The sequence below is a fragment of the Sphaerotilus sp. genome (assembly GCF_034519685.1).
Taxonomy (GTDB): Bacteria; Pseudomonadota; Gammaproteobacteria; order Burkholderiales; family Burkholderiaceae_C; genus Sphaerotilus.
This window is the reverse complement of record NZ_JAXHOF010000006.1, coordinates 1,083,969-1,103,860: the sequence shown is the minus strand read 5'-3', so window position 1 is coordinate 1,103,860 and position 19,892 is coordinate 1,083,969. Positions and strand designations below refer to the sequence as shown.

The window sequence follows — 19,892 nt, the reverse complement described above, 5'->3', positions numbered from 1 at the left end:
CCTGCGCCGCCGCGTGCCCCCACCGGCTCACCGCCCGATCTGCGGCACCTTGCCCAGCGCCACCGCCGCCGCCGCGTTGCGCGTCTCGACGCCGAGCTTCTCGTAGACATGCTCCAGGTGTTTCTTCACCGTCGCGGGGCTGGCGCCGACGATCTCGCCGATGTCGCGGTTGGTCTTGCCCTTGGCGATCCAGTAGAGCGCCTCGGCTTCGCGGGGCGTCAGCCCGAAGGCCATCGCCAGGGCTTCGAGCGCGGCCGTGTCGTCGGCCTCGCGCAGCACCAGCATCCACTCGACCTCGCTCAGCGCCTCGTGCAATGTGAAGCGCAGGCGCCGGCCGGTGGGGGTCTCCAGCGTCACCGAGGGCGAACCCGGCACCAGCCCGTCCACCGGACCGAGCCGCGCCACGGCGTGCTGCATCCAGTCCAGCAGCGGCGTCGGGGCCCGCCGGCCGTCCGACTGGAAATGCAGCTCCAGCATCTGCCGCGCCAGCGCCGTCTGCCAGACCAGCCGCCCGTCGAGCAGCCGCACCACCAGCGTCGCATGGCCGAAGGCGTCGAGCGCGTTGCGGGCCTGTGCCTGCTCGCGGGCGGCCAGCGTGTGGGCGGTGATGCGGGCGATGACCTCGCGGGCGCGGATGGGCTTGGTGACGTAGTCGGTGCCGCCCGCGGCGAAGGCGGCCACGACATGCTCGGTTTCCGTCAGGCCGGTCATGAAGATGATCGGGATCGGCGCCGTGCGCGGGTCGGCCCGCAGCCGGCGCGCCACCTCGAAGCCGTCCATGCCCGGCATCACCGCGTCCAGCAGGATGACGTCCGGCCGGGCGCGCACGGCGCGGTCCAGCGCGGTCAGTCCGTCCTGCGCGACCAGCACGGTGTAGCCGGACTCGTCCAGCGCGTCGTGCAGCACGGCCAGGTTGTCGGGGACATCGTCGACGATCAGGACAATGTCGGTGGTTCGTTCAGGCATGGGCGTCATCAAGGGCCTTGCGGAGCAATCCGCTCATCGCATCCAGTTGGAACTGCCGCGCCAGCGTGCGCAGGCGGTCGGAAAAATCGCGGCACTCGGGCCGCTCGGTGTCCAGCGCATCCAGCAGGCGCAGCACGCCGCGCACATGGCCGAGCGACGCCGCCTCCTGCAAGGCCCGCAGCCGCGGCGCATCGGGCAGCACCACCGCCGGTGGCGCCACGCCCGGCGCCACCGGCGGAATCGTCTCGACCCACTCCAGCGCCAGCCGCCGCCCCAGCCAGTCGAGCAGCTCGCCCACCCGCACCGGCTTGACCAGGAAGTCGGCCGGCGTGATGCCGACGTCGTTGTCGAGTCCCTTGTCGAAGGCGTTGGCCGACACGATCGCCGCCGGCACCGCGCCCAGCCCCTGCGCCCGCAACCGGCGCAGCGTCTCCCAGCCGTCGATCCCCGGCATCGCCAGGTCCATGAACACCGCGTCTGGCATCGACCCAGCATCGTCACCGTTCGCGTCACCATGCTGCCAGGCCTCCAGCAGCGCCAGACACGCCTCCCCGCTGGCCGCCTGCCGGATCGTGAACCCCAGCGGCGCCAGCAGGCTGACGATCAGGCCCCGGTCCACCTCCTCGTTGTCCACGACCAGCACGCACCGACGTGGCCCCGCGTAGCCGATGCGCCGACGCGGCGGCGCCACCGGCCCGACCAGATGGTCGTCGCGCACTTCGGGCAGGAACAGCCGTAGCCGGAAGGTGGTGCCGACGCCGGGCGTGCTCTCCACCGTCAGCTCGCCGCCCATCAGGTCGGTGAGCATCTTGCTGATGGTCAGGCCGAGGCCAGCGCCGCCGGTGACCGCGCCGCCGCTGGCCGAGCCGCGCTCGAAGGGCTCGAAGATGCGCGCCAGCTCCTCGGGCGACATGCCGGGGCCAGAGTCGATGACCTCGATGCGCGCCATCTCGCGGGCGTGGTGCAGCCGCAGCACGACCTCGCCCGCGCGGGTGAACTTGATCGCATTGCCGACGATGTTGATGAGGATCTGGCGCAGCCGCTTCTCGTCGGCGCGCACGCAGACCGGCAGCCCGGTGAACTCGCAGCGGAAGGCGATGCCCTTGGCGGCGGCCTGCAGGGCGAACAGTCGGCCGATCTCATCCATCGCCTCGGCGAAGCGCATCGGGCGCACCTCCAGCCGCAGCTTGCCGCTCTCGATGCGGGCGATGTCGAGCGTGCCCTCGATCAGCGTCAGCAGGTGGTCGCCACCACGGCGGATGACGCTGACGGCCTGCTGGCGCGCGGGCGGCATGGTCTCGTCGTCCTCCAGCAGTTGCGCGTAGCCGAGGATGGAGTTCAGCGGCGTGCGCAGCTCATGGCTGATGGTGGTGATGTAGCGGCTCTTGGCCTGGTTGGCGGCGTCGGCCTGGCGCTTGGCCTGCTGCAGGGCGCGGTCGGTTTCCTGGTGCGAGGCGATCTCGCGGCGCAGCGCCAGCGTCTGCTCATGCAGCGCCTGGGTCTGGCGGTTGGCCTCTTCCTGCGCAACCTGCCGGCTCTTGTGCGCCAGCACCAGCCACCACGCCACGACACCGGCCACCAGCGCCAGCGTCGGCAGCACCAGCGCCCGCCGTGCCACCGCCAACCCGCCCAGCAGCGGCAGCGTCACCAGCATCAGCAGCAGGTAGTGCGCCAGCCCCTTGTCCAGATACGGCCAGACCGCCCGCGGCAGCAGCCAGCGCAATACCGCCGACCACTGCGCGGCCAGCCCCGCCTCGGGCACCTTGCACAGGTCATGGCAGCGGGCGTCCAGCGTGCAGCACAGCGAGCAAATCGCGCCGCCGTAGGCGGGGCAGTGCGCCATGTCCTCGGCTTCGTAGGCCCGCTCGCAGATGGTGCAGGACTGCGGCGGGGCATAGCGCCGGTAGCGGCCCGCCTCGTCGGCCGGCACGCCCACCCGCTGCGCGAGGTACCAGCGCCCGCCCGTCCACCACGCGAGCAGCGGCGACGCCACCAGCGCCGTCACCAGCGCGATCAGCGCCGACCAGGCCTGCGCCATCTCGCCGAACAGCCCCAGGTGCGCCGCCACCGACACCGCCGACGCGATGCCCATCGCGCCCACGCCGACCGGGTTGATGTCGCACAGGTGGGCGCGCCGGAACTCGATGCCCTTCGGACTCAGGCCCAGCGGCTTGTTGATGACCAGGTCGGCCACCACCGCCATCATCCAGCTGATGGCGATGTTGGCGTACAGGCCCAGCACATGGCCCAGCGCCTGGAACACGTCCAGCTCCATCAGCATCAGCGCGATGCCGGTGTTGAAGACGACCCAGACCACCCGCCCCGGGTGGCTGTGGGTCAGGCGCGAGAAGAAGTTGGACCACGCCAGCGAACCTGCGTAGGCGTTGGTCACATTGATCTTGACCTGCGAAATGATGACGAAGACCGCCGTGGCAGCCACCGCCCAGCCGTAGTGCGAGAAGACGTGTTCGTAGGCCGTGAGGTACATCTGGTTCGGATCGACCGCCCGCTCCACCGGCACGCTGTGGCCGATGGTCAGGAAGGCCAGCAGCGCGCCGCCCAGCATCTTCAGCACACCGGGCACCACCCAGCCCGGCCCGCCCGCCACCACACCCGCCCACCAGCGCACCCGGTTGTCGCGGGTCCGCTCGGGCATGAAGCGCAGGTAGTCGGCCTGCTCGCCCATCTGCGTGATCAGCGCGATGCCCACCGTCATCGCCGCGCCAAACGCCAGCGGGTCGAACGCCGTCAGCCCGCGCTCGCCGCCGTAGCCGAGCAGCCCGTCGAGCACGCCCGGGTTCTCGCGGAACACGAAGACATAGGGCGTCACCAGCATCAGCGCCCACAGCGGCTGCGTCCACACCTGCAGCCGGCTGATCACCGTCACCCCGTGGGTCACCAGCGGCAGCACCACGGCGGCGCAGACCCCATAGCCCCACGCCAGCGGGATGTCGAATGCCAGCTCCAGCGCATAGGCCATCACCGCCGCTTCGAGCGCGAAGAAGATGAAGGTGAAGCTCGCGTAGATCAGCGAGGTGATGGTCGAGCCGATGTAGCCGAAGCCGGCGCCGCGGGTGAGCAGGTCCATGTCCAGACCGTGGCGCGCCGCATAGGCGCTGATCGGCAGCCCGGCCAGGAAGATCACCAGGCCCGTCGCCAGGATCGCCAGCGCCGCGTTCGTGAAGCCATAGCGCACCAGCAGCGTGGCGCCCACCGCCTCCAGCACCAGGAACGACGCCGCACCGCCGAGCGCCGTGTTGGCCACCCGGCCGATGCTCCAGCGCCGGGCGCTGCGCGGGGTGAAGCGCAGCGCGTAGTCCTCCAGCGTCTCGCTGGCGACCCAGGTGTTGTAGTCGCGCCGGATCTTGATGACACGCTGCACCGGCTCGGCGGCCTGCGGGTTGGCAGGGGCTGGCCCGGAATCTGCCTGTACGGGCAAGATCGCTGAATTTCCGGCGGCGGTGGTCATGCCGCCCTCGCACTCAAGAAACGCACCAGCCCACGCACCAGCCCACTTCACCCCGCCATGGAACTCACCCCCCGCGAGAAAGACAAGCTGCTGATCTTCACCGCCGCGCTGCTGGCCGAACGCCGCATGGCCCGCGGACTGAAGCTCAACTACCCGGAAGCCATCGCGCTGATCACCGCCGCCATCATGGAAGGCGCCCGCGATGGCAAGACCGTGGCCGCGCTGATGAGCGAGGGCAAGACCATCCTGCGCCGTGCGGACGTGATGGAGGGCATCGCCGAGATGATTCCCGAGATCCAGGTCGAAGCGACATTCCCCGATGGCACCAAATTGGTGACCGTGCATCAACCCATTGCATGACAGTGCATTCGACGCACCACAAGAAGGCATTTCCATGAAACACCTGATCCGTCTTGCTGCAACAGGCGCTGCTGTCGCCCTGCCCTCGCTGGCCTTGGCCCATGTCGGTGCCGACGCTGGTGATCACCACGGCTTTGCGGCCGGCTTCACGCACCCGTTCACCGGGATCGACCACCTGGTGGCCATGGTCGCGGTCGGCGCCTGGAGCGCACTGACCGCCAGGACCACAGACTGGCGGGCCTGTGCCACAGCGCCCGCGAGCTTTGCCTCACTGCTGCTGGCGGGCGCCCTGATGGCGGCGGCCGACGTGGCGTTCCCGGCGATCGAGCCGATGATCGCCGCCTCGCTGCTGGTGCTCGGGTTGCTGGTCGCACTGCGCCAGTCGCTGCCGACCTGGGCAGGCGCCGGGCTGGTGGGCGGTTTTGCGCTGTTCCATGGAGCAGCGCACGGCGGTGAACTCGCTGGTGGTGCGGCACTGGCCGGCATGGTGCTCGCCACGGCGCTGCTGCACGCGGCCGGGCTGGCGCTGGGCCTGGGGCTGCGGGGCCGCAGCGTCTGGCTGCCACGGGTGGCGGGCCTGGCTTCGGTCGTGTTCGGTGCGTCGCTGCTGCTGCGCTGATCAATCAGATACACGCACCAGACACACCCACGGAGCCCCGCGATGATCCCCGGAGAACTTTTCACCGACGACGGCGAACACATCCTCAACCCCGGCCGGCGCACGCTGACCCTCGTGGTCGAGAACGCCAGCGACCGGCCGATCCAGGTCGGCTCGCACTACCACTTCGCCGAGACCAACGCCGGCCTGCGCTTCGACCGCACCGCCGCCCACGGCATGCGGCTGAACATCGCCAGCGGGCTGGCGGTGCGCTTCGAGCCGGGCCAGCAGCGGACGGTCGAGCTGTGCGATTTCGCCGGAGACCGGCAGGTGTGGGGCTTCCGCGGCCTCGTGCAGGGAGCACTCTGAACATGACCACGTCCTCTGCAACCTTCCCGCGGCGCGCCTATGCCGAGATGTTCGGCCCGACGGTGGGCGACCGCCTGCGCCTGGCCGACACCGACCTGATCCTCGAAGTCGAACAGGACTTGACCTTGCGGGCCGGCGGCTATGGCGAGGAAGTCAAGTTCGGCGGCGGCAAGACCATCCGCGATGGCATGGGCCAGAGCCAGCGCCCGAACGGCCCCGGCCCTGGTGACGCGGTGGACTGCGTCATCACCAATGCGCTGATCCTCGACCACTGGGGCATCGTCAAGGCCGACATCGGCCTGCGTGGCCACCGCATCTGCGCCATCGGCAAGGCCGGCAACCCGGACGTGCAGCCCGGCGTGGACATCGTCATCGGCCCCGGCACCGAGGTGATCGCCGCCGAAGGGCTGATCGTCACGGCCGGTGCCATCGACAGCCACATCCACTTCATCTGCCCGCAGCAGATCGAGGAGGCGCTGACCTCGGGCGTGACCACCATGCTCGGCGGCGGCACGGGTCCGGCGACGGGCACGTTCGCGACCACCTGCACCCCCGGCCCCGAGAACATCGCCCGGATGCTGCAGGCGGCCGACGCCTTCGCGATGAACATCGGCTTCCTCGGCAAGGGCAACGCGAGCCGGCCGGAGGCCCTGCGCCAGCAGATCGACGCCGGCGCCATCGGCCTGAAGCTGCACGAGGACTGGGGCACGACGCCCGCGGCGATCGACAACTGCCTGAGCGTGGCCGAGGAGACCGACGTGCAGGTGGCGATCCACACCGACACGCTCAACGAATCCGGCTTCGTCGAGGACACGGTCGCCGCCTTCAAGGGCCGCACCATCCACAGCTTCCACACCGAAGGCGCCGGCGGTGGCCACGCCCCGGACATCATGAAGGTGGTCGGCGAGGCCAATGTGCTGCCCTCGTCCACCAACCCGACGCGGCCCTACACGATCAACACGCTGGATGAGCACCTCGACATGCTCATGGTGTGTCACCACCTGGATGCGTCGCTGGCCGAAGACCTGGCGTTTGCCGAGTCGCGCATCCGCCGCGAGACGATCGCCGCCGAGGACATCCTGCACGACCTCGGCGCGATCAGCATGTTCTCGTCCGACTCGCAGGCGATGGGCCGGGTGGGCGAGGTGCTGATCCGCTGCTGGCAGACGGCGCACAAGATGAAGTCGCAGCGCGGCAAGCTGCCCGGCGACTCGGACCGCCACGACAACGCCCGCATCAAGCGCTACCTCGCCAAGCTCACCATCAACCCCGCGATCACCCACGGCATCAGCCACGAGGTCGGCTCGGTCGAGGTGGGCAAGTGGGCGGATCTGGTGTTCTGGAAGCCGGCGTTCTTCGGCGTGAAGCCCAGCCTCGTGCTCAAGGGCGGCTTCATCGCGATGGCCGCGATGGGCGACCCGAACGCCTCGATCCCGACGCCGCAGCCGGTGCATTACCGGCCGATGTTCGGCTCCTACGGCGGCGCGCTCACGCGCACGTCACTGAGCTTCGTCAGCCAGTCGGCGCTGGCCGGCGGGGTGGGCACGGCCTATGGACTGCGCAAGACGCTGGCGGCGGTGAAGGGCTGCCGCACGGCGAAGAAGGCCGACATGGTGCACAACCACTACCTGCCGGTGATGGAGATTGACGCGCAGACCTACACGGTGCGGGCGGACGGGCAGTTGCTGACCTGCGAGCCAGCGACGAGTTTGCCGATGGCGCAGCGGTATTTCTTGTTCTGAAGGAGCCTGCGCGAGCGAGTTCATCGGCGCACTGGCCGTCTGGCGATGCGGCAGTGGTGCTGAACGGCCCAACGGGCGGTCATTCCACTCGAACCTGATATTGCTCAAGCCGCGAGGACGTCGGCCCTCTACGCTGCGAACGGTTCTTCCGCTTCAAGAAAGTGTTCTGCCATGCCCGCTCTGCCCCGCTTTGCCCTGCTGTCGCTGCTCTTGGCCACCGGCGCCGCCGCTGTCCACGCCACCCCGGCTGAAAACGACGCGGCCCTGCTCAAGCTCGCCACCGACAGCGGCTGCATGGCCTGCCACAGCGTGCTGCCCGCCGCCAAGCGCGCCGATGGGCTGCCGCCGATCGCACCGGCCTGGCGCGAGATCGCGCTGAAGTACCGCGACGACCCCACCGCCTCGGACCGGCTGACCCAGACCGTGATGACCGGCTCCAATCCGAAAGCCCGCCACTGGACCGGCAAGACCGGCGCCACGGCGATGCCCCCCAACACCAACGCCATCAGCGAAGCCGATGCGCGGATGCTGGTGAACTGGCTGCTGGTGCTGGTGCCCTGAAGCAACCGGCAGACCAGAGGGGTGGATCCTCGCGTTCGCGAGGATGACGGGGTGGGAGGGTCGTCAGGGAGCCGGGCGACCGGGGCCCTGTGTGCCTTGGGCGCGAGCCGAGAGGTAGGCGTACAGATCCATGACATGGGCGTTGACCCGCGGCTCGCCCTGCCACGCCGGCATGGCGATGTCGCCGGCCTTGCGGGCCACGACGGCCTCGATCAGCGCGTCGGGAATCGGCGCATCGCTGCGTGGCGGCATCCCCGGCAGGCTGAAGTCGTAGCGCGTGAGCACGAGGCTGGCGAAGCGCTGCGGCCCGAGATCCTGCAGCCGCAGGACCAGGTTCGGCGCGCGCGGGGTGCCGAGCGGCTCCGCGCCGTGGCAGGCGGCGCACTTGTCCTGGTAGACGCGCCAGCCGGTGTAGACCGCGCCGGGCGGTCTGGCCTGCTCGGCCACCTCGCGGGCGGGCTGCAGGTTCATCCACTCGACGCTGCAGCCACCCAGCAGCAATGCAGCGCTTGCCGTCGCGGCCGCCAACAGGGCCAAGGGCCGCTTCAGCCGGGTCTTCGGGGCCTTCGAGATCTTCGCCATGGTCAACACCTCCGTGCACCCGGGTCAGGTGGGTACGGTGTCGAGTATGGGCGCCCCGCCCCGCGGCGGGTGCAGCGCGGATGACCGAGCCTTGCCCTGGATCAGATGGGCGCGCCCAGCACCTTCAGCAGCCAGACGTTGAGGTCTTCGATCTCTTCCATGCAGACCGAATGGTCCATCGGGTAGTCGTGCCATGCGACGTCATACCCCAGCGCCAGCAGCGCGTCGCGGGACGCCTCGCCGCGCGCCGGCACCACGACCGGGTCGTGGCGGCCGTGCGCCAGGAAGACCGGCACGTCCCGGTTGGCGGCGCTGCGCTCGGCAGCGGTGGTGGCCGCCAGCGGCAGGTAGCCGGACAGACCCGCGATGCCCGCCAGCCGCTGCGGTGCGCGCAGACCGGCCAGCAGCGCCATCGCGCAGCCCTGCGAGAAGCCCATCAGCACCGTGCGCTCCGGCGGGATGCCACGCGCGGCCTCGCGGTCGAGCAATGCCTGCACATCGGCGATCGAGGCGCGCAGACCGGCTTCGTCCTCTCGGCGCACCAGCTCCGGTGTGTAGAGGTCGTACCAGGCGCGCATCTTCATGCCGCCGTTGAGGGTGACCGGCCGGATCGGCGCGTGCGGGAACACGAAGCGCACCGGGCCGACCGCCGACAGGTCGAGTTCGCGCGCGATGGGCACGAAGTCGTTGCCGTCGGCGCCGAGGCCGTGCAGGACGAGGAGGCTGGCGACGGGGTGGTCGCCGGACTGGAGTTCGAGGGTGTCAAGGATGTCGAGTGCCATGGTGGTCAGCATAGCGCCGCACCGTGCTATGCCGCCGTCAGCAGCTGCAGGCTCGCCAGCAGGTCGGCGAAGCGCTCGCCCTGCACGACGACGTGGCGCTGCGTCGCCGCCATTGCCTGGTCCGCGTCTCCCGCGCGCAAGGCGGCGAGGATCTCGGCGTGTTCGGCCAGCGAATGCTGCATCCGGTGCCGCACGCGCAGTTGCAGTCGCCGGTACGGGCGCAGCTTGCGCTGCAATGCCAGCGTCTGCTCGACCAGGAAGTCGTTGTGCGACGCAGCGTAGAGCGCGCGGTGGAAGTCCTCGTTGGCGTAGAAGTAGGCGTCCGGATCGCGCTGGGCCGCGGCCGCCTCGCAGCGCACCAGGGCCGCCTCCAGCGCGCCCAGGTCCGCGTCATGCAGCCGCCGCGCCGCCAGCCGCGCGCACATCGCCTCCAGCTCCGCCATCACCTCGAACATCTCGACCAGCCGCTGCGGCGTGGCCTGCGCCACCACCGCGCCGCGCCGTGGCCGCAGCTCCACCAGCCCCTCCGTGGCCAGCTGGATCAGCGCCTCCCGCACGGGGGTGCGCGACACCCCGTAGCGCTCGACCAGCATCGCCTCGTCCAGCGCGCTGCCCGGCGCCAGCTCGCCGGTGGCGATCAGCTCTTCGATGGTTTCACACAGGCGCTCGGAGATCTTCATGGCCGGAATTGTCTCAGGCTTGGTCGGCGCGGCACCAAGGGTATCCCTCAGGATTGAATTTGCATCCATTTCAATGTTCAATGTATACATTGATGGTTGAAAAGAACTTTTCCGGAGACAACCGATGACCCAGACGCCTTCGCCTTCGTTTTTGCCCCTGAACCGTCGCCACGCCCTGGGCCTGACCGGCCTCGGCCTGCTGGGCACGCTGGCCGTCGGCCTGCCGGCGGCCGCGCAGACCGCCTGGCCGACCAAGCCGATGACGCTGGTCGTGCCCTTCCCGGCCGGCGGTGGCACCGACGCCTTCGCCCGCCCGCTCTCGGCGGTGCTGTCGAAACAGCTCGGCCAGCAGCTCGTCATCGACAACAAGGGCGGCGCCGGCGGCAACCTCGGCGCCGGGGTCGCGGCCAAGGCCGCACCGGACGGCTACACCTGGTTCATGGGCGCCGTCCACCACGCCATCGCGCCGGCCGTCTACCCCAAGCTCGACTACAACCTGCTCAACGACTTCATCCCGGTCGCGCTGGTCTCCAGCGTGCCGCAGGTCATCGTCGTGAACCCGCAGAAGGTGCCTGCCAAGAACCTGAACGAGCTGCTCGCCTTCATCCGCTCCAAGCCCGGCCAGCTCACCTACGGCTCCGCCGGCAACGGCTCGTCGCACCACCTGGCCGGCGAGCTGTTCAAGATGCAGACCAAGACCTTCATCACCCACATCCCCTACCGCGGCGCCGGCCCCGCGCTGCAGGACCTGATGGGCGGCCAGATCGACATGATGTTCGACGGCCTCGGTTCATCGGCGACCCACATCAAGAGCGGCCGGCTGCGCGCCATCGCAGTGGCGGGCGACAAGCGCGCACCCGGCTTCCCGGACATCCCGACCGCGGCGGAAGCGGGCGTGCCGACCTACAAGGTGGCGACGTGGTACGGCCTGTGGGCGCCCAAGGGCACGCCCAAGGATGTCGTGGACAAGATGTCCGCCGAGCTGAAGACCGCGCTGGGCAGCCCGGAGCTGAAGACCACCTGGAACAGCATCGGCTCGGAGACGCCGACGATGGCCGGCAAGGAATTCGGTGACTTCGTGGCGGCCGAGACCAAGCGCTGGGCCGACGTCGTCAAGGCCGGCAACATCAAGCTGGAGTGAACTCGGCGATGGACCGCACCTGGAACCACCGCGCGCTGAACCGGCAGGCCCGGCTCGCCCGCGCCGCCGACACCCTGGGCACCCACCTGCGCGGCAAGCGGGTCGAGACGGGCGCGGTCGTCGATCTGCTGCACGCCGTGATCGAGTCGGGCGACCGCGTCTGCCTGGAGGGCAACAACCAGAAGCAGGCCGACTTTCTGGCCAAGGCGCTGGTGCAGGTCGATCCCGAGCGCGTACACGACCTGCACATGGTGCAGTCGGTGCTCGCGCTGCCCGAGCACCTGGACGTGTTCGACCTCGGCATCGCGTCGAAGCTCGACTTCTCGTTCTCCGGGCCGCAGGGCGGGCGGCTGGCCGCGCTGGTGTCGCAGGGGCAGATCCGCATCGGCGCCATCCACACCTATCTGGAGCTGTTCGCGCGCTACTTCGTCGATCTGACGCCGCGTGTGTCGCTGATCGCCGCGCACAGCGCCGACGCCGACGGCAACCTCTACACCGGCCCGAACACCGAAGACACGCCCGCCATCGTCGAGGCGACCGCCTTCAGCGGCGGCCTCGTCATCGCGCAGGTGAACGAGGTCGTGGACCGGGTGCCGCGTGTGGACGTTCCCGCCGGCTGGGTGGACTTCGTCGTGCAGGCGCCTCGGCCCAACGTGATCGAGCCGCTGTTCACCCGCGACCCGGCGCAGATCAGCGAGATCCAGGTGCTGATGGCGATGATGGCCATCAAGGGCATCTACGCCGAGTACGGCGTGCAGCGGCTGAACCACGGCATCGGCTTCGACACGGCGGCGATCGAGCTGCTGCTGCCGACCTATGGCGAGTCGCTCGGGTTGCAGGGCAAGGTCTGCCAGCACTGGGCGCTGAACCCGCACCCGGCGCTGATCCCGGCGATCGAGGCGGGCTGGGTGCAGTCGGTCCACTCCTTCGGCTCGGAACTGGGCATGGAGGACTACATCCGCGCCCGCTCCGACGTGTTCTTCACCGGCCCGGACGGCTCGCTGCGCAGCAACCGGGCGTTTTCGCAGGCGGCCGGTCACTACGCCTGCGACCTGTTCATCGGCTCGACGCTGCAGATGGACCTCGCCGGCAACAGCTCCACCGCGACACTCGGCCGCATCACCGGCTTCGGCGGCGCGCCGAACATGGGATCTGACGCACGCGGACGGCGCCACGCCAGCCCCGCGTGGCTCAAGGCCGGCGCCCAAGCCCGCGAAGGTTTGACCGGCGCCCGTGGCACGCCGCGTGGCCAGAAGCTGGTGGTGCAGATGGTCGAGACCTTCCGCGAACACATGCAGCCCGCCTTTGTCGAGCGGCTGGACGCCTGGACCTTGGCCGAGCAGGCGGACATGGCCCTGCCGCCGATCATGGTCTACGGCGACGACGTGACGCATGTGCTGACCGAGGAAGGCATCGCCAACCTGCTGCTGTGCCGCACCGACGAGGAGCGCGAGCAGGCGATCCGGGGCGTGGCGGGCTACACGTCGGTCGGGCTGGCGCGCGACCGGCGCATGGTGGAGAACCTGCGCGACCGCGGCGTGATCCGGCGGCCGGCGGACCTGGGCATCGACCCGCGCGACGCGACACGCAACCTGCTGGCGGCGCGGTCGATGCGCGATCTGGTGCGGGCGTCGGGCGGGCTGTACCAGCCGCCGGTGCGCTTCAGGAACTGGTGATGACGACGGTGACGAGATGACAAATTCCGCCAGCATCGAGTCGATGCAGTTCGAATTCGACGGCCACCGCCGCCCCGCCGCGTTCGCGCCGGTGCTGGTCGGCGTGGTCGGCTCGGGCAATCTGGAGGTGATGGTCGAACCCGCCTCGCATGACCGCTGCAGCGTCGGCGTCGAGACCTCGGCGCGGGGCTTCGAGCCGATCTGGGCCGCCGTGGTGCGCGATTTCCATGAGCGCCACCAACTGGCGGGCGTGGCCGTCTCGGTCCATGACATGGGCGCGACGCCAGCGGTGGTGAGCCTGCGGCTGGAGCAGGCGGTCGCCGGGCTGAAGGTGTCGGCATGAACATCAGCTACGCCGAATGCACCGCCCGCGAGCGCCTGGCGCGGCTGTGCGACACCGACAGCTTCCACGAATGGCTGCCCCCGTCCGAGCGGCTCACCAGCCCGCACCTCGCACAGCTCGGCGTGCCTTCGTCCTTCGACGACGGCGTGGTGATCGGCCGCGCGCGGCTGGACGGCCACCCGGTCTTCGTCGCGGCGCAGGAAGGCGGTTTCATGGGCGGCGGCGTCGGCGAGGTGCATGGCGCCAAGCTGGTCGGCTGGCTGCGGCGGGCGCTGCGCGAGCGGCCGGCAGGCGTGGTGCTGCTGGCGGAGTCGGGCGGCGTGCGGCTGCACGAGGCGAATGCGGGGCTGATCGCGGTGTCGGAGGTGATGCGCGCAGTGCTGGACGTGCGGGCGGCGGGCATCCCGGTGATCGTGCTGATCGGTGGCGCCAACGGCTGCTTCGGTGGCATGGGGCTGGTGGCGCGCTGCGCGGACCACCTCGTCATCAGCGAGACGGGGCGGCTGGCGATGTCCGGGCCGGAGGTGATCGAGGCCTCGCACGGCGTGGACGAGTTCGACTCGCGCGACCGCGCGCTGGTCTGGCGCACGACCGGCGGGCGCCACCGCGTCGAGAGCGGTGACTGCGACCGGCTGGTGGACGACGACGTGGCCGCCTTCCGCGCGGCGGCGATCGACGCACTGACGGCCTCGGCGCCGCTGACGCTGGATTCGCTCGAAGCCGAGCACGCGCTGCTCGCCCACCGGCTGGCGACCACGCCGGCCCACCCCTGAACACCTGTCTCCTGTCTCCTGTCACCCGAAAGCCTCCCGATGGACTGGCCCACCCTCGCCCACCGCCTGTTCGGCGATGCGCACCACCTCGTCGCCGACGGCGATTTCCTGCACGGCAACGCCGAGTTCGACGGCCAGACCCTCACGGTCCTCGGCACGACGAACCACGCCCCGATCGGCGTGAGGCTCGCGCTGGCGCAGGCACGCGGGGTGCTCGACACGCTGCGCGACCACCCGGGGCGGCCGATCCTGCTGCTGGTGGACACGCAGGGCCAGCAACTGCGCCGCCGCGACGAGTGGATGGGCATCAACCGCGCGATGGCGCACCTGGGCTGCTGCCTCGACCTGGCGCGCCGGCAGGGCCACCGCGTGCTCGGCCTCGTCTACGACCAGGCGCTGTCGGGCGGCTTCCTGACCTCGGGGCTGATCGCGGACGGCTGCTTCGCGCTGCCGGAGGCGGAGATCCGCGTGATGCGCCTGCCGGCGATGGCGCGGGTGACAAAGCTGCCGGAGGCGATGCTGGCCGCGCTGTCGGCGGACAACCCGGTGTTCGCGCCGGGGGTGGAGAACTACGTGGCGATGGGCGGCGTGCGGGCGCTGTGGCGAGACGATCTGGCGGCTTGCCTGCGCGCGGCGCTGGCGGACACGCCGGTCACGGACACGCGGGCGGTGGACGGCGCGGCGCGCGGCGGGCGGCGGCTCGCGGCGTCGGTGATCGAGCGGGTGCTGAACGCGGCGTGATGGTGTCGGATCCGCCAGGGCTGCAGCACCTGCAGCGCCACCAGCTCGTGCGCCTGACACCCGGAGGCTGGGCGGGTGCTCAGTCCGGAAACCGTGAACCGCTGGCGCAGGCAGCGCTCGCGCATTGGGCGGCGCACGACCTGCCGCTGGTGGTCACCCGGCAGCGTGTGGGCGACGGCGGGCGGGTCGCCCTCGGGCTGCCCGCGCCGACGTGCTGGGGGCGGCTGCGGCTCGCGCTGTCGGTCCCGGCGGACGCGCTGCGCAGTCCGCACGGCTTCCCGACGCCCGACGCGATCACGCCGCTGCTGTCCGCGCCCGTGCGTGCGGCCTGGACCGCGCTGGCCGACCGGCTGACCGCGCGGGGCGTGCTGCCGCAGGTCTACGGCGGCCACGGCTGGCAGGCGATCACCGGGCTCGCCTACCTGCGCGACGGCTCGGACCTCGACCTGTGGCTGCCGGTGCAGGACGCGGCGCAGGCGGACGCCACCACGGCGCTGCTCGACACCGCCGACTGGCGCGGCCCGCGGCTGGACGGCGAGATCGGCCTGCCGGACGGCGCGGCCGTGGCGTGGCGCGAATGGCGGCTGTGGCGCAAGGGCCGGGCCGACGCGGTCCTCGTCAAGCACCGGACCGGCGTCCGGCTGGAGCGGGGGGCGTCATGGCTGACCAGCAGTTGAGTCCGGCGCCCGCCGTGGCTGCCGTGGCTGCACACGACAAGGCGCGGCTGCAGGCCATCGGCCGCGCCGCCACCGTCGCGCTCTACGACGAACTCGCGCTCTACCCCAAGCCCGGGCTGGTCTCGTTCATCGACACCGGCAGCCACGCCGACATGGACGCCGGCACATTCCTGCGCAGCCTGTTCGCGCTGCGCCACTACTTCGTGCGCATCGCCGAAGCCGGCGCGCAGCACGCCCCGTTCGCCACGCTGGAGCGGCTCGGCCTCGCCGCCGAAGCGCGGATGCTGCACGCCACCGGCGGCGTCAACACCCACCGCGGGGCGATCTTCAGCCTGGGGTTGCTGTGCGCCGCTGCGGGTCGCCTGCACGCCGAGGGCACCACCCCGACACCCGCCCGCCTGCGCGCCGCGCTGCGCGACGGTTGGGGCGAGGCGCTGCGCAGCCGCTGCGGCCACACGGGCGCCTCGAACGGCCAGCGCGTGGCGCAGCGCTTCGGCCTGCGCAGCGCGGGCGAAGAGGCGGCACGCGGACTGCCGGTGCTGTTCGAGGTGGCGGTGCCAGCGCTGCAAGCCGCCCGCGCCGCCGGCCTGTCACCCCGCGAGGCGCGGCTGCAGACCTTCTTCCACACCGTGGCCACGCTCGACGACACCAACCTCGCCCACCGCGGCGGCCTCACCGGCCTGCGCGACGCGCAGCGGCTGGCGCGGGATTACCTCGCCGACGGCGGGGTGCGGCAACCCGACGCGGTCGCGCGGGCCGAGGCGATCCACCGCCACTTCGTCGCCCGGCGCCTGTCGCCCGGCGGGTCGGCCGATGTGCTGGCGGCGGCGCTCTGGGTGCTGCGTATCAGCCCCCTGGCCGTCATGCCCGCGAACGCGGGCACCCACGCCAGCGCATGAGCCTGGGACTCCTCATCCCAGGTCAAGGCACACAGCATGCCGTGATGCTGCCGTGGCTGTTGACACACGAACGGCTGCACACGACGACGGATCCGACATTGGACCGTCTCGCCGCCGCGCTGGGCACCGACTGGCGCACCCGGCTGAACGACCCCCGCTGGGCGACACGCAACGCCGTGGCCCAGCCGCTGATCACGGGTCTGGCGCTGGCGCTGTGGGCGCGGCTGCGGGCGGACCTGCCGGCCCCGGCGGCGGTCGCCGGCTACAGCGTCGGCGAGGTCGCCGCGTTCAGCATCGCCGGCGTGTTCGACGCCGACACGGCGATGGACCTCGCGCTGGCCCGCGCGCAGGCGATGGACGCCGCCGCCGCGCAGCACCCGGCTGGCGGCCTGCTCGCCGTGCGGGAGCTGGCGGCGGACGCGCTGGCGCCGGTGCTGCAGCGCCACGGCCTCACCATCGCCATCCGGCTCGGGCCGCAGCGCCACGTCGTCGGCGGCCCGGCGACTGCGCTGGCGGCGGCCGAGCATGAACTCGTCGCGGACGGCGTCTCCTGCACCCGGCTCGGCGTGCAGATCGCCTCGCACACGCCGATGCTGGCCGAGGCGGTGCTGGCGCTCGCCGCCGTGGTCGAGGCGCGCACCTTCTCCCTGCCCCGCACCGCGCTGGTCTGCAACGCCACGGGCGAAGCCGTGCGCCGACCGGCCGCGCTGCGCGACGCCTTCGCCCGGCAGGTGGCGCAGACGGTGCCGTGGGACCGCTGCATGGAGGCGGTGGCCGAACGCGGCGTGTCGTGCGTGCTGGAACTCGGCCCGGGCACGACGCTGTCGAAGATGTGGAACGCGCGCTTCCCGGCCATCGCCGCGCGCTCGGCCGACGAGTTCAGCCACCCGGCGGCCGTGATCGACTGGGTGCGCCACCAGATCGCCCGCGCCGCCGCACAATAGGCGCCATGCTCACCGTCAACAAACTCCTCCCCGGCGGCCAGGGTCTGGCCCAGGTCCTCCTCAAGCGCGCCCCGTCCGTCGAACTCGACTGGGACGTGCGCCAGAAAAGCCGCTTCGACGCAACCGACAGCAGCGGGCGCCACCTCGGCGTCTTCCTGCCACGCGGCACGCTGGTGCGTGGCGGCGACGTGCTGATCGCCGAGGACGGCTCGATGGTGCGCGTGCTCGCGGCGCCGCAGTCGGTGCTGGTCGTGCGGCCGTGCAGCGAACATGGCACGCCGTTCGACCTCGTGCGCGCCGCCTACCACCTGGGCAACCGGCATGTGCAGCTCGAACTGCAGCCGGACCACCTGAAGTTCGAGCCCGACCATGTGCTGGCCGACATGCTGCGTCAGATGCACCTGATCGTCACCGAGGAGCAGGCGGCGTTCGAGCCTGAAGGCGGAGCCTATGCCGCGGGCGGTCACAGCCATGGCCACGGTGGTCACGACCACGCGCATGAAGCGCACGACCCCGCCCCGGCCGCCGCGCCGGCACGCGGCAAGCCGCTGAACATCCCCGTCCGCGCCGCCGCGCCCGCCCACGATCACGCCCACCCGCACGTCCACGGCCCCGGCTGCGGCCACGACCACTGATGCCGCGGGTCCGCGCGAAGCCGCCGACGCTGGCCCCGTCGGCGCTGCTGCAACTGATGTGGCTGGCGTCGCCCGCGCTGCCGGTGGGCGGGTTCAGCTATTCCGAGGGGCTGGAAGCGGCGATCGACGCAGGCCTCGTGTCCGACGAAGCCTCGGCCGCCACCTGGCTGGTCGACCAGCTCCACCTGGCGCTGGCGCGTGCCGACCTGGCCGTCGTCGCCCGGGCGCACGCCGCCTGGCGCCAGCGGGACAGCGCCCGCATCGCCGAACTCAACGACTGGGTGCGCCTGACCCGCGAGAGCAGCGAGTTCCGCCAGCAGACCGAGCAGATGGGCCGCTCGCTGTACGCCTGGCTGAAGACGCAGGATGCCGAGGACGCCTTCCCCGACGAGCGCGTGTCGGTGCTGGCGGCGCTGACACCGGCACCGAGCTGGCCGGTGGCGTTTGCGCTGGCGGTGGAACGCACAGGCGCCCCATTGCGCGAGGCGTTGCTGGCGCATGCGTTCGGCTGGGCCGAGAACATGGTGCAGGCTGCGCTCAAGGCCGTCCCGCTCGGCCAGAGCGCCGGCCAGCGCATCCTCGCCGCGCTGGTCGAGGCCATCCCCGCCGAGGTCGAACACGCGATGACGCTGCCCGACAGCGCCCGGCAGGCGCACACGCCGATGCTGGCCATCCTGTCGGCGCAGCACGAGGCGCAGTACTCGCGGCTGTTCCGCTCGTGAGCGGTCGCCACGACCCGGCATGACCGCCCTGCTCGGCCACCGCGCCTACGTCTTCTTCTGGTGTACCCGGCTGAGCGCGCAGCTCGCCGCGCAGATGCTCATGGTGGCGCTGGGCTGGCAGATGTACGACCTGACCGGCAGCGCCTGGGACTTGGGGCTGGTAGGGCTGGCGCAGTTCCTGCCAGCGCTGCTGCTGACGCTGCCGGCCGGTCATGTCGCCGACCGTCTCCACCGCGGCCGGATCATGATGGCCGCCACGCTGCTGCAGGCGTGCGTGGCACTCGCGCTGACGCTGGCCACGCACGGCGGCTGGATGACGCGGGAGCTGATCCTCTGCGTGTCGATCGTGCTCGGCGTGGCCAAGGCCTTTCAGATGCCGGCCAGCCAAGCCTTGCCGGCGCTGCTGGTGCCACCTGCCCTGCTCGGACAGGCGGTGGCATTCGGCTCCAGCGGCATGCAGGTGGCGATCATTGGCGGGCCGGCGCTGGGCGGCTTCCTCTACGTGGCGGGCGCGGACGTGGTCTACGCGGTCGGCACGGGCTTCCTGCTGCTGGCGTGCGGCCTGGCCCTGGGCATCCGCTATGAGTCTCCGCCGAACCCGCGCGAGCCGGCGAGCTGGCGCAGCGTGCTGGCGGGTGTGCATTTCCTGCGCGGGCAGCCGGTGATGCTGGGTGCGATGTCGCTGGACCTGTTCGCCGTGTTGCTCGGCGGGGCGACGGCCCTGCTGCCGATGTTCGCCAAGGACATCCTGCACACGGGGCCGTGGGGGCTGGGCCTGCTGCGGGCAGCCCCGGCGGCCGGGGCGCTGCTGGTCTCGGTCTGGCTGGCGCGCCGGCCGCTGGAGCGGCATGTCGGGCGCACGCTGATCGGCGCGGTCGCGGTGTTCGGCCTGTGCCTGCTGGTGTTCGCGCTGTCCACCACGTTCTGGCTGTCGCTGCTGGCGCTGCTGGCCTCGGGGGGCGCCGACATGGTCAGCGTCGTGATCCGCCAGACGCTGGTGCAGCTCGGCACGCCCGACGCCATGCGCGGCCGGGTCAGCGCCGTGAACGCGATCTTCATCGGCGCGAGCAACCAGCTCGGCGAGTTCGAGTCTGGCGCCACCGCCGCGCTGCTCGGGCCGGTGGGCTCGGTGCTGCTCGGCGGGGTGGGCGTGCTGGTGGTGGCGGGGCTGTGGATCCGGTGGTTCCCGGACCTGTGGCAGCGCGACCGGCTGCACGCCGACCCGCCGTGAA

At 71.3% G+C, this 19,892-nt stretch carries 21 protein-coding genes; 16 read left to right on the top strand and 5 right to left on the bottom strand.

Annotated features, from left to right (window positions below):
* Nucleotides 1–27: 27 nt before the first annotated feature.
* Complete coding sequence (locus U5O44_RS16185; RefSeq protein WP_322589447.1) at nt 28–966, bottom strand: response regulator transcription factor; 939 nt, start codon at nt 964–966, stop codon at nt 28–30.
* Entirely contained in the window at nt 959–4,435 is a 3,477-nt protein-coding gene (locus U5O44_RS16180; RefSeq protein WP_322589446.1) for a hybrid sensor histidine kinase/response regulator, read from the bottom strand. The genes U5O44_RS16185 and U5O44_RS16180 overlap by 8 nt, the downstream gene beginning before the upstream one ends.
* 57 nt (nt 4,436–4,492) lie before the next feature.
* Here U5O44_RS16180 and U5O44_RS16175 point away from each other — a divergent pair, with 57 nt between their 5' ends.
* The 5 genes from U5O44_RS16175 to U5O44_RS16155 all read left to right on the top strand — a co-directional run bounded on the left by U5O44_RS16175 (nt 4,493) and on the right by U5O44_RS16155 (nt 8,065).
* A complete protein-coding gene (locus U5O44_RS16175) occupies nt 4,493–4,795 on the top strand; it encodes an urease subunit gamma (protein WP_322589445.1) in 303 nt (100 codons plus the stop codon).
* 34 nt (nt 4,796–4,829) lie between these two features.
* The gene (locus U5O44_RS16170) at nt 4,830–5,414 is read left to right on the top strand and encodes a HupE/UreJ family protein (RefSeq protein WP_322589444.1); all 585 of its coding nucleotides are present in this window, start codon (nt 4,830–4,832) and stop codon (nt 5,412–5,414) included.
* 42 nt (nt 5,415–5,456) lie between these two features.
* Complete coding sequence (locus tag U5O44_RS16165) at nt 5,457–5,762, top strand: urease subunit beta (RefSeq protein WP_322589443.1); 306 nt, start codon at nt 5,457–5,459, stop codon at nt 5,760–5,762.
* 2 nt (nt 5,763–5,764) lie between these two features.
* Complete coding sequence (gene ureC / locus U5O44_RS16160; protein ID WP_322589442.1) at nt 5,765–7,504, top strand: urease subunit alpha; 1,740 nt, start codon at nt 5,765–5,767, stop codon at nt 7,502–7,504.
* A gap of 171 nt (nt 7,505–7,675) precedes the next feature.
* Nucleotides 7,676–8,065 carry a c-type cytochrome gene (locus U5O44_RS16155; RefSeq protein ID WP_322589441.1) on the top strand — a complete coding sequence of 130 codons (390 nt, stop codon included), beginning with the start codon at nt 7,676–7,678 and terminating at the stop codon, nt 8,063–8,065.
* Between the two features lie 63 nt (nt 8,066–8,128).
* On the opposite strand, the gene U5O44_RS16150 is transcribed toward U5O44_RS16155, so the two are convergent.
* The 3 genes from U5O44_RS16150 to U5O44_RS16140 all read right to left on the bottom strand — a co-directional run bounded on the left by U5O44_RS16150 (nt 8,129) and on the right by U5O44_RS16140 (nt 10,109).
* Complete coding sequence (locus tag U5O44_RS16150) at nt 8,129–8,647, bottom strand: c-type cytochrome (protein ID WP_322589440.1); 519 nt, start codon at nt 8,645–8,647, stop codon at nt 8,129–8,131.
* A gap of 101 nt (nt 8,648–8,748) precedes the next feature.
* On the bottom strand, nt 8,749–9,429 hold the full coding sequence (locus U5O44_RS16145; RefSeq protein ID WP_322589439.1) for an alpha/beta hydrolase: 681 nt from the start codon (nt 9,427–9,429) through the stop codon (nt 8,749–8,751).
* Nucleotides 9,430–9,455: 26 nt separating this feature from the next.
* Nucleotides 9,456–10,109, bottom strand: a complete 654-nt coding sequence (locus U5O44_RS16140) for a GntR family transcriptional regulator (RefSeq protein WP_322589438.1) — start codon at nt 10,107–10,109, stop codon at nt 9,456–9,458.
* A 124-nt stretch (nt 10,110–10,233) separates the two neighbouring features.
* On the opposite strand from U5O44_RS16140, the gene U5O44_RS16135 reads away from it, so the two are divergent.
* From U5O44_RS16135 to U5O44_RS16085, 11 genes are read left to right on the top strand one after another with little or no spacing between them, the layout of a single operon-like run.
* Nucleotides 10,234–11,250 (top strand): Bug family tripartite tricarboxylate transporter substrate binding protein, encoded by a 1,017-nt coding sequence (locus U5O44_RS16135; protein ID WP_322589437.1) that lies wholly within the window; start codon nt 10,234–10,236, stop codon nt 11,248–11,250.
* Between the two features lie 8 nt (nt 11,251–11,258).
* Complete coding sequence (gene mdcA / locus U5O44_RS16130; RefSeq protein ID WP_322589436.1) at nt 11,259–12,926, top strand: malonate decarboxylase subunit alpha; 1,668 nt, start codon at nt 11,259–11,261, stop codon at nt 12,924–12,926.
* 16 nt (nt 12,927–12,942) lie between these two features.
* Nucleotides 12,943–13,269 (top strand): malonate decarboxylase acyl carrier protein, encoded by a 327-nt coding sequence (gene mdcC / locus U5O44_RS16125; protein ID WP_322589435.1) that lies wholly within the window; start codon nt 12,943–12,945, stop codon nt 13,267–13,269.
* Entirely contained in the window at nt 13,266–14,042 is a 777-nt protein-coding gene (locus U5O44_RS16120) for a biotin-independent malonate decarboxylase subunit beta (RefSeq protein WP_322589434.1), read from the top strand. The genes mdcC and U5O44_RS16120 overlap by 4 nt, the downstream gene beginning before the upstream one ends.
* 39 nt (nt 14,043–14,081) lie before the next feature.
* Nucleotides 14,082–14,783 (top strand): biotin-independent malonate decarboxylase subunit gamma, encoded by a 702-nt coding sequence (locus U5O44_RS16115; protein WP_322589433.1) that lies wholly within the window; start codon nt 14,082–14,084, stop codon nt 14,781–14,783.
* A gap of 2 nt (nt 14,784–14,785) precedes the next feature.
* On the top strand, nt 14,786–15,460 hold the full coding sequence (gene mdcG, locus U5O44_RS16110) for a malonate decarboxylase holo-[acyl-carrier-protein] synthase (protein ID WP_322589432.1): 675 nt from the start codon (nt 14,786–14,788) through the stop codon (nt 15,458–15,460).
* Nucleotides 15,442–16,359, top strand: coding sequence for a triphosphoribosyl-dephospho-CoA synthase MdcB (gene mdcB / locus U5O44_RS16105; protein WP_322589431.1), 918 nt, complete (start codon nt 15,442–15,444; stop codon nt 16,357–16,359). Before mdcG ends, mdcB begins: the two co-directional genes overlap by 19 nt.
* Nucleotides 16,356–17,303, top strand: coding sequence for an acyltransferase domain-containing protein (locus U5O44_RS16100; RefSeq protein ID WP_322589430.1), 948 nt, complete (start codon nt 16,356–16,358; stop codon nt 17,301–17,303). The genes mdcB and U5O44_RS16100 overlap by 4 nt, the downstream gene beginning before the upstream one ends.
* Nucleotides 17,304–17,308: 5 nt before the next feature.
* Nucleotides 17,309–17,938: an urease accessory protein UreE gene (ureE, locus tag U5O44_RS16095; RefSeq protein WP_322589429.1), complete on the top strand. Its 630-nt coding sequence runs from the start codon at nt 17,309–17,311 to the stop codon at nt 17,936–17,938.
* Nucleotides 17,938–18,660, top strand: a complete 723-nt coding sequence (locus U5O44_RS16090; protein ID WP_322589428.1) for an urease accessory protein UreF — start codon at nt 17,938–17,940, stop codon at nt 18,658–18,660. Before ureE ends, U5O44_RS16090 begins: the two co-directional genes overlap by 1 nt.
* A 19-nt stretch (nt 18,661–18,679) precedes the next feature.
* The gene (locus U5O44_RS16085; RefSeq protein WP_322589427.1) at nt 18,680–19,891 is read left to right on the top strand and encodes an MFS transporter; all 1,212 of its coding nucleotides are present in this window, start codon (nt 18,680–18,682) and stop codon (nt 19,889–19,891) included.
* Nucleotide 19,892 lies beyond the last annotated feature (1 nt).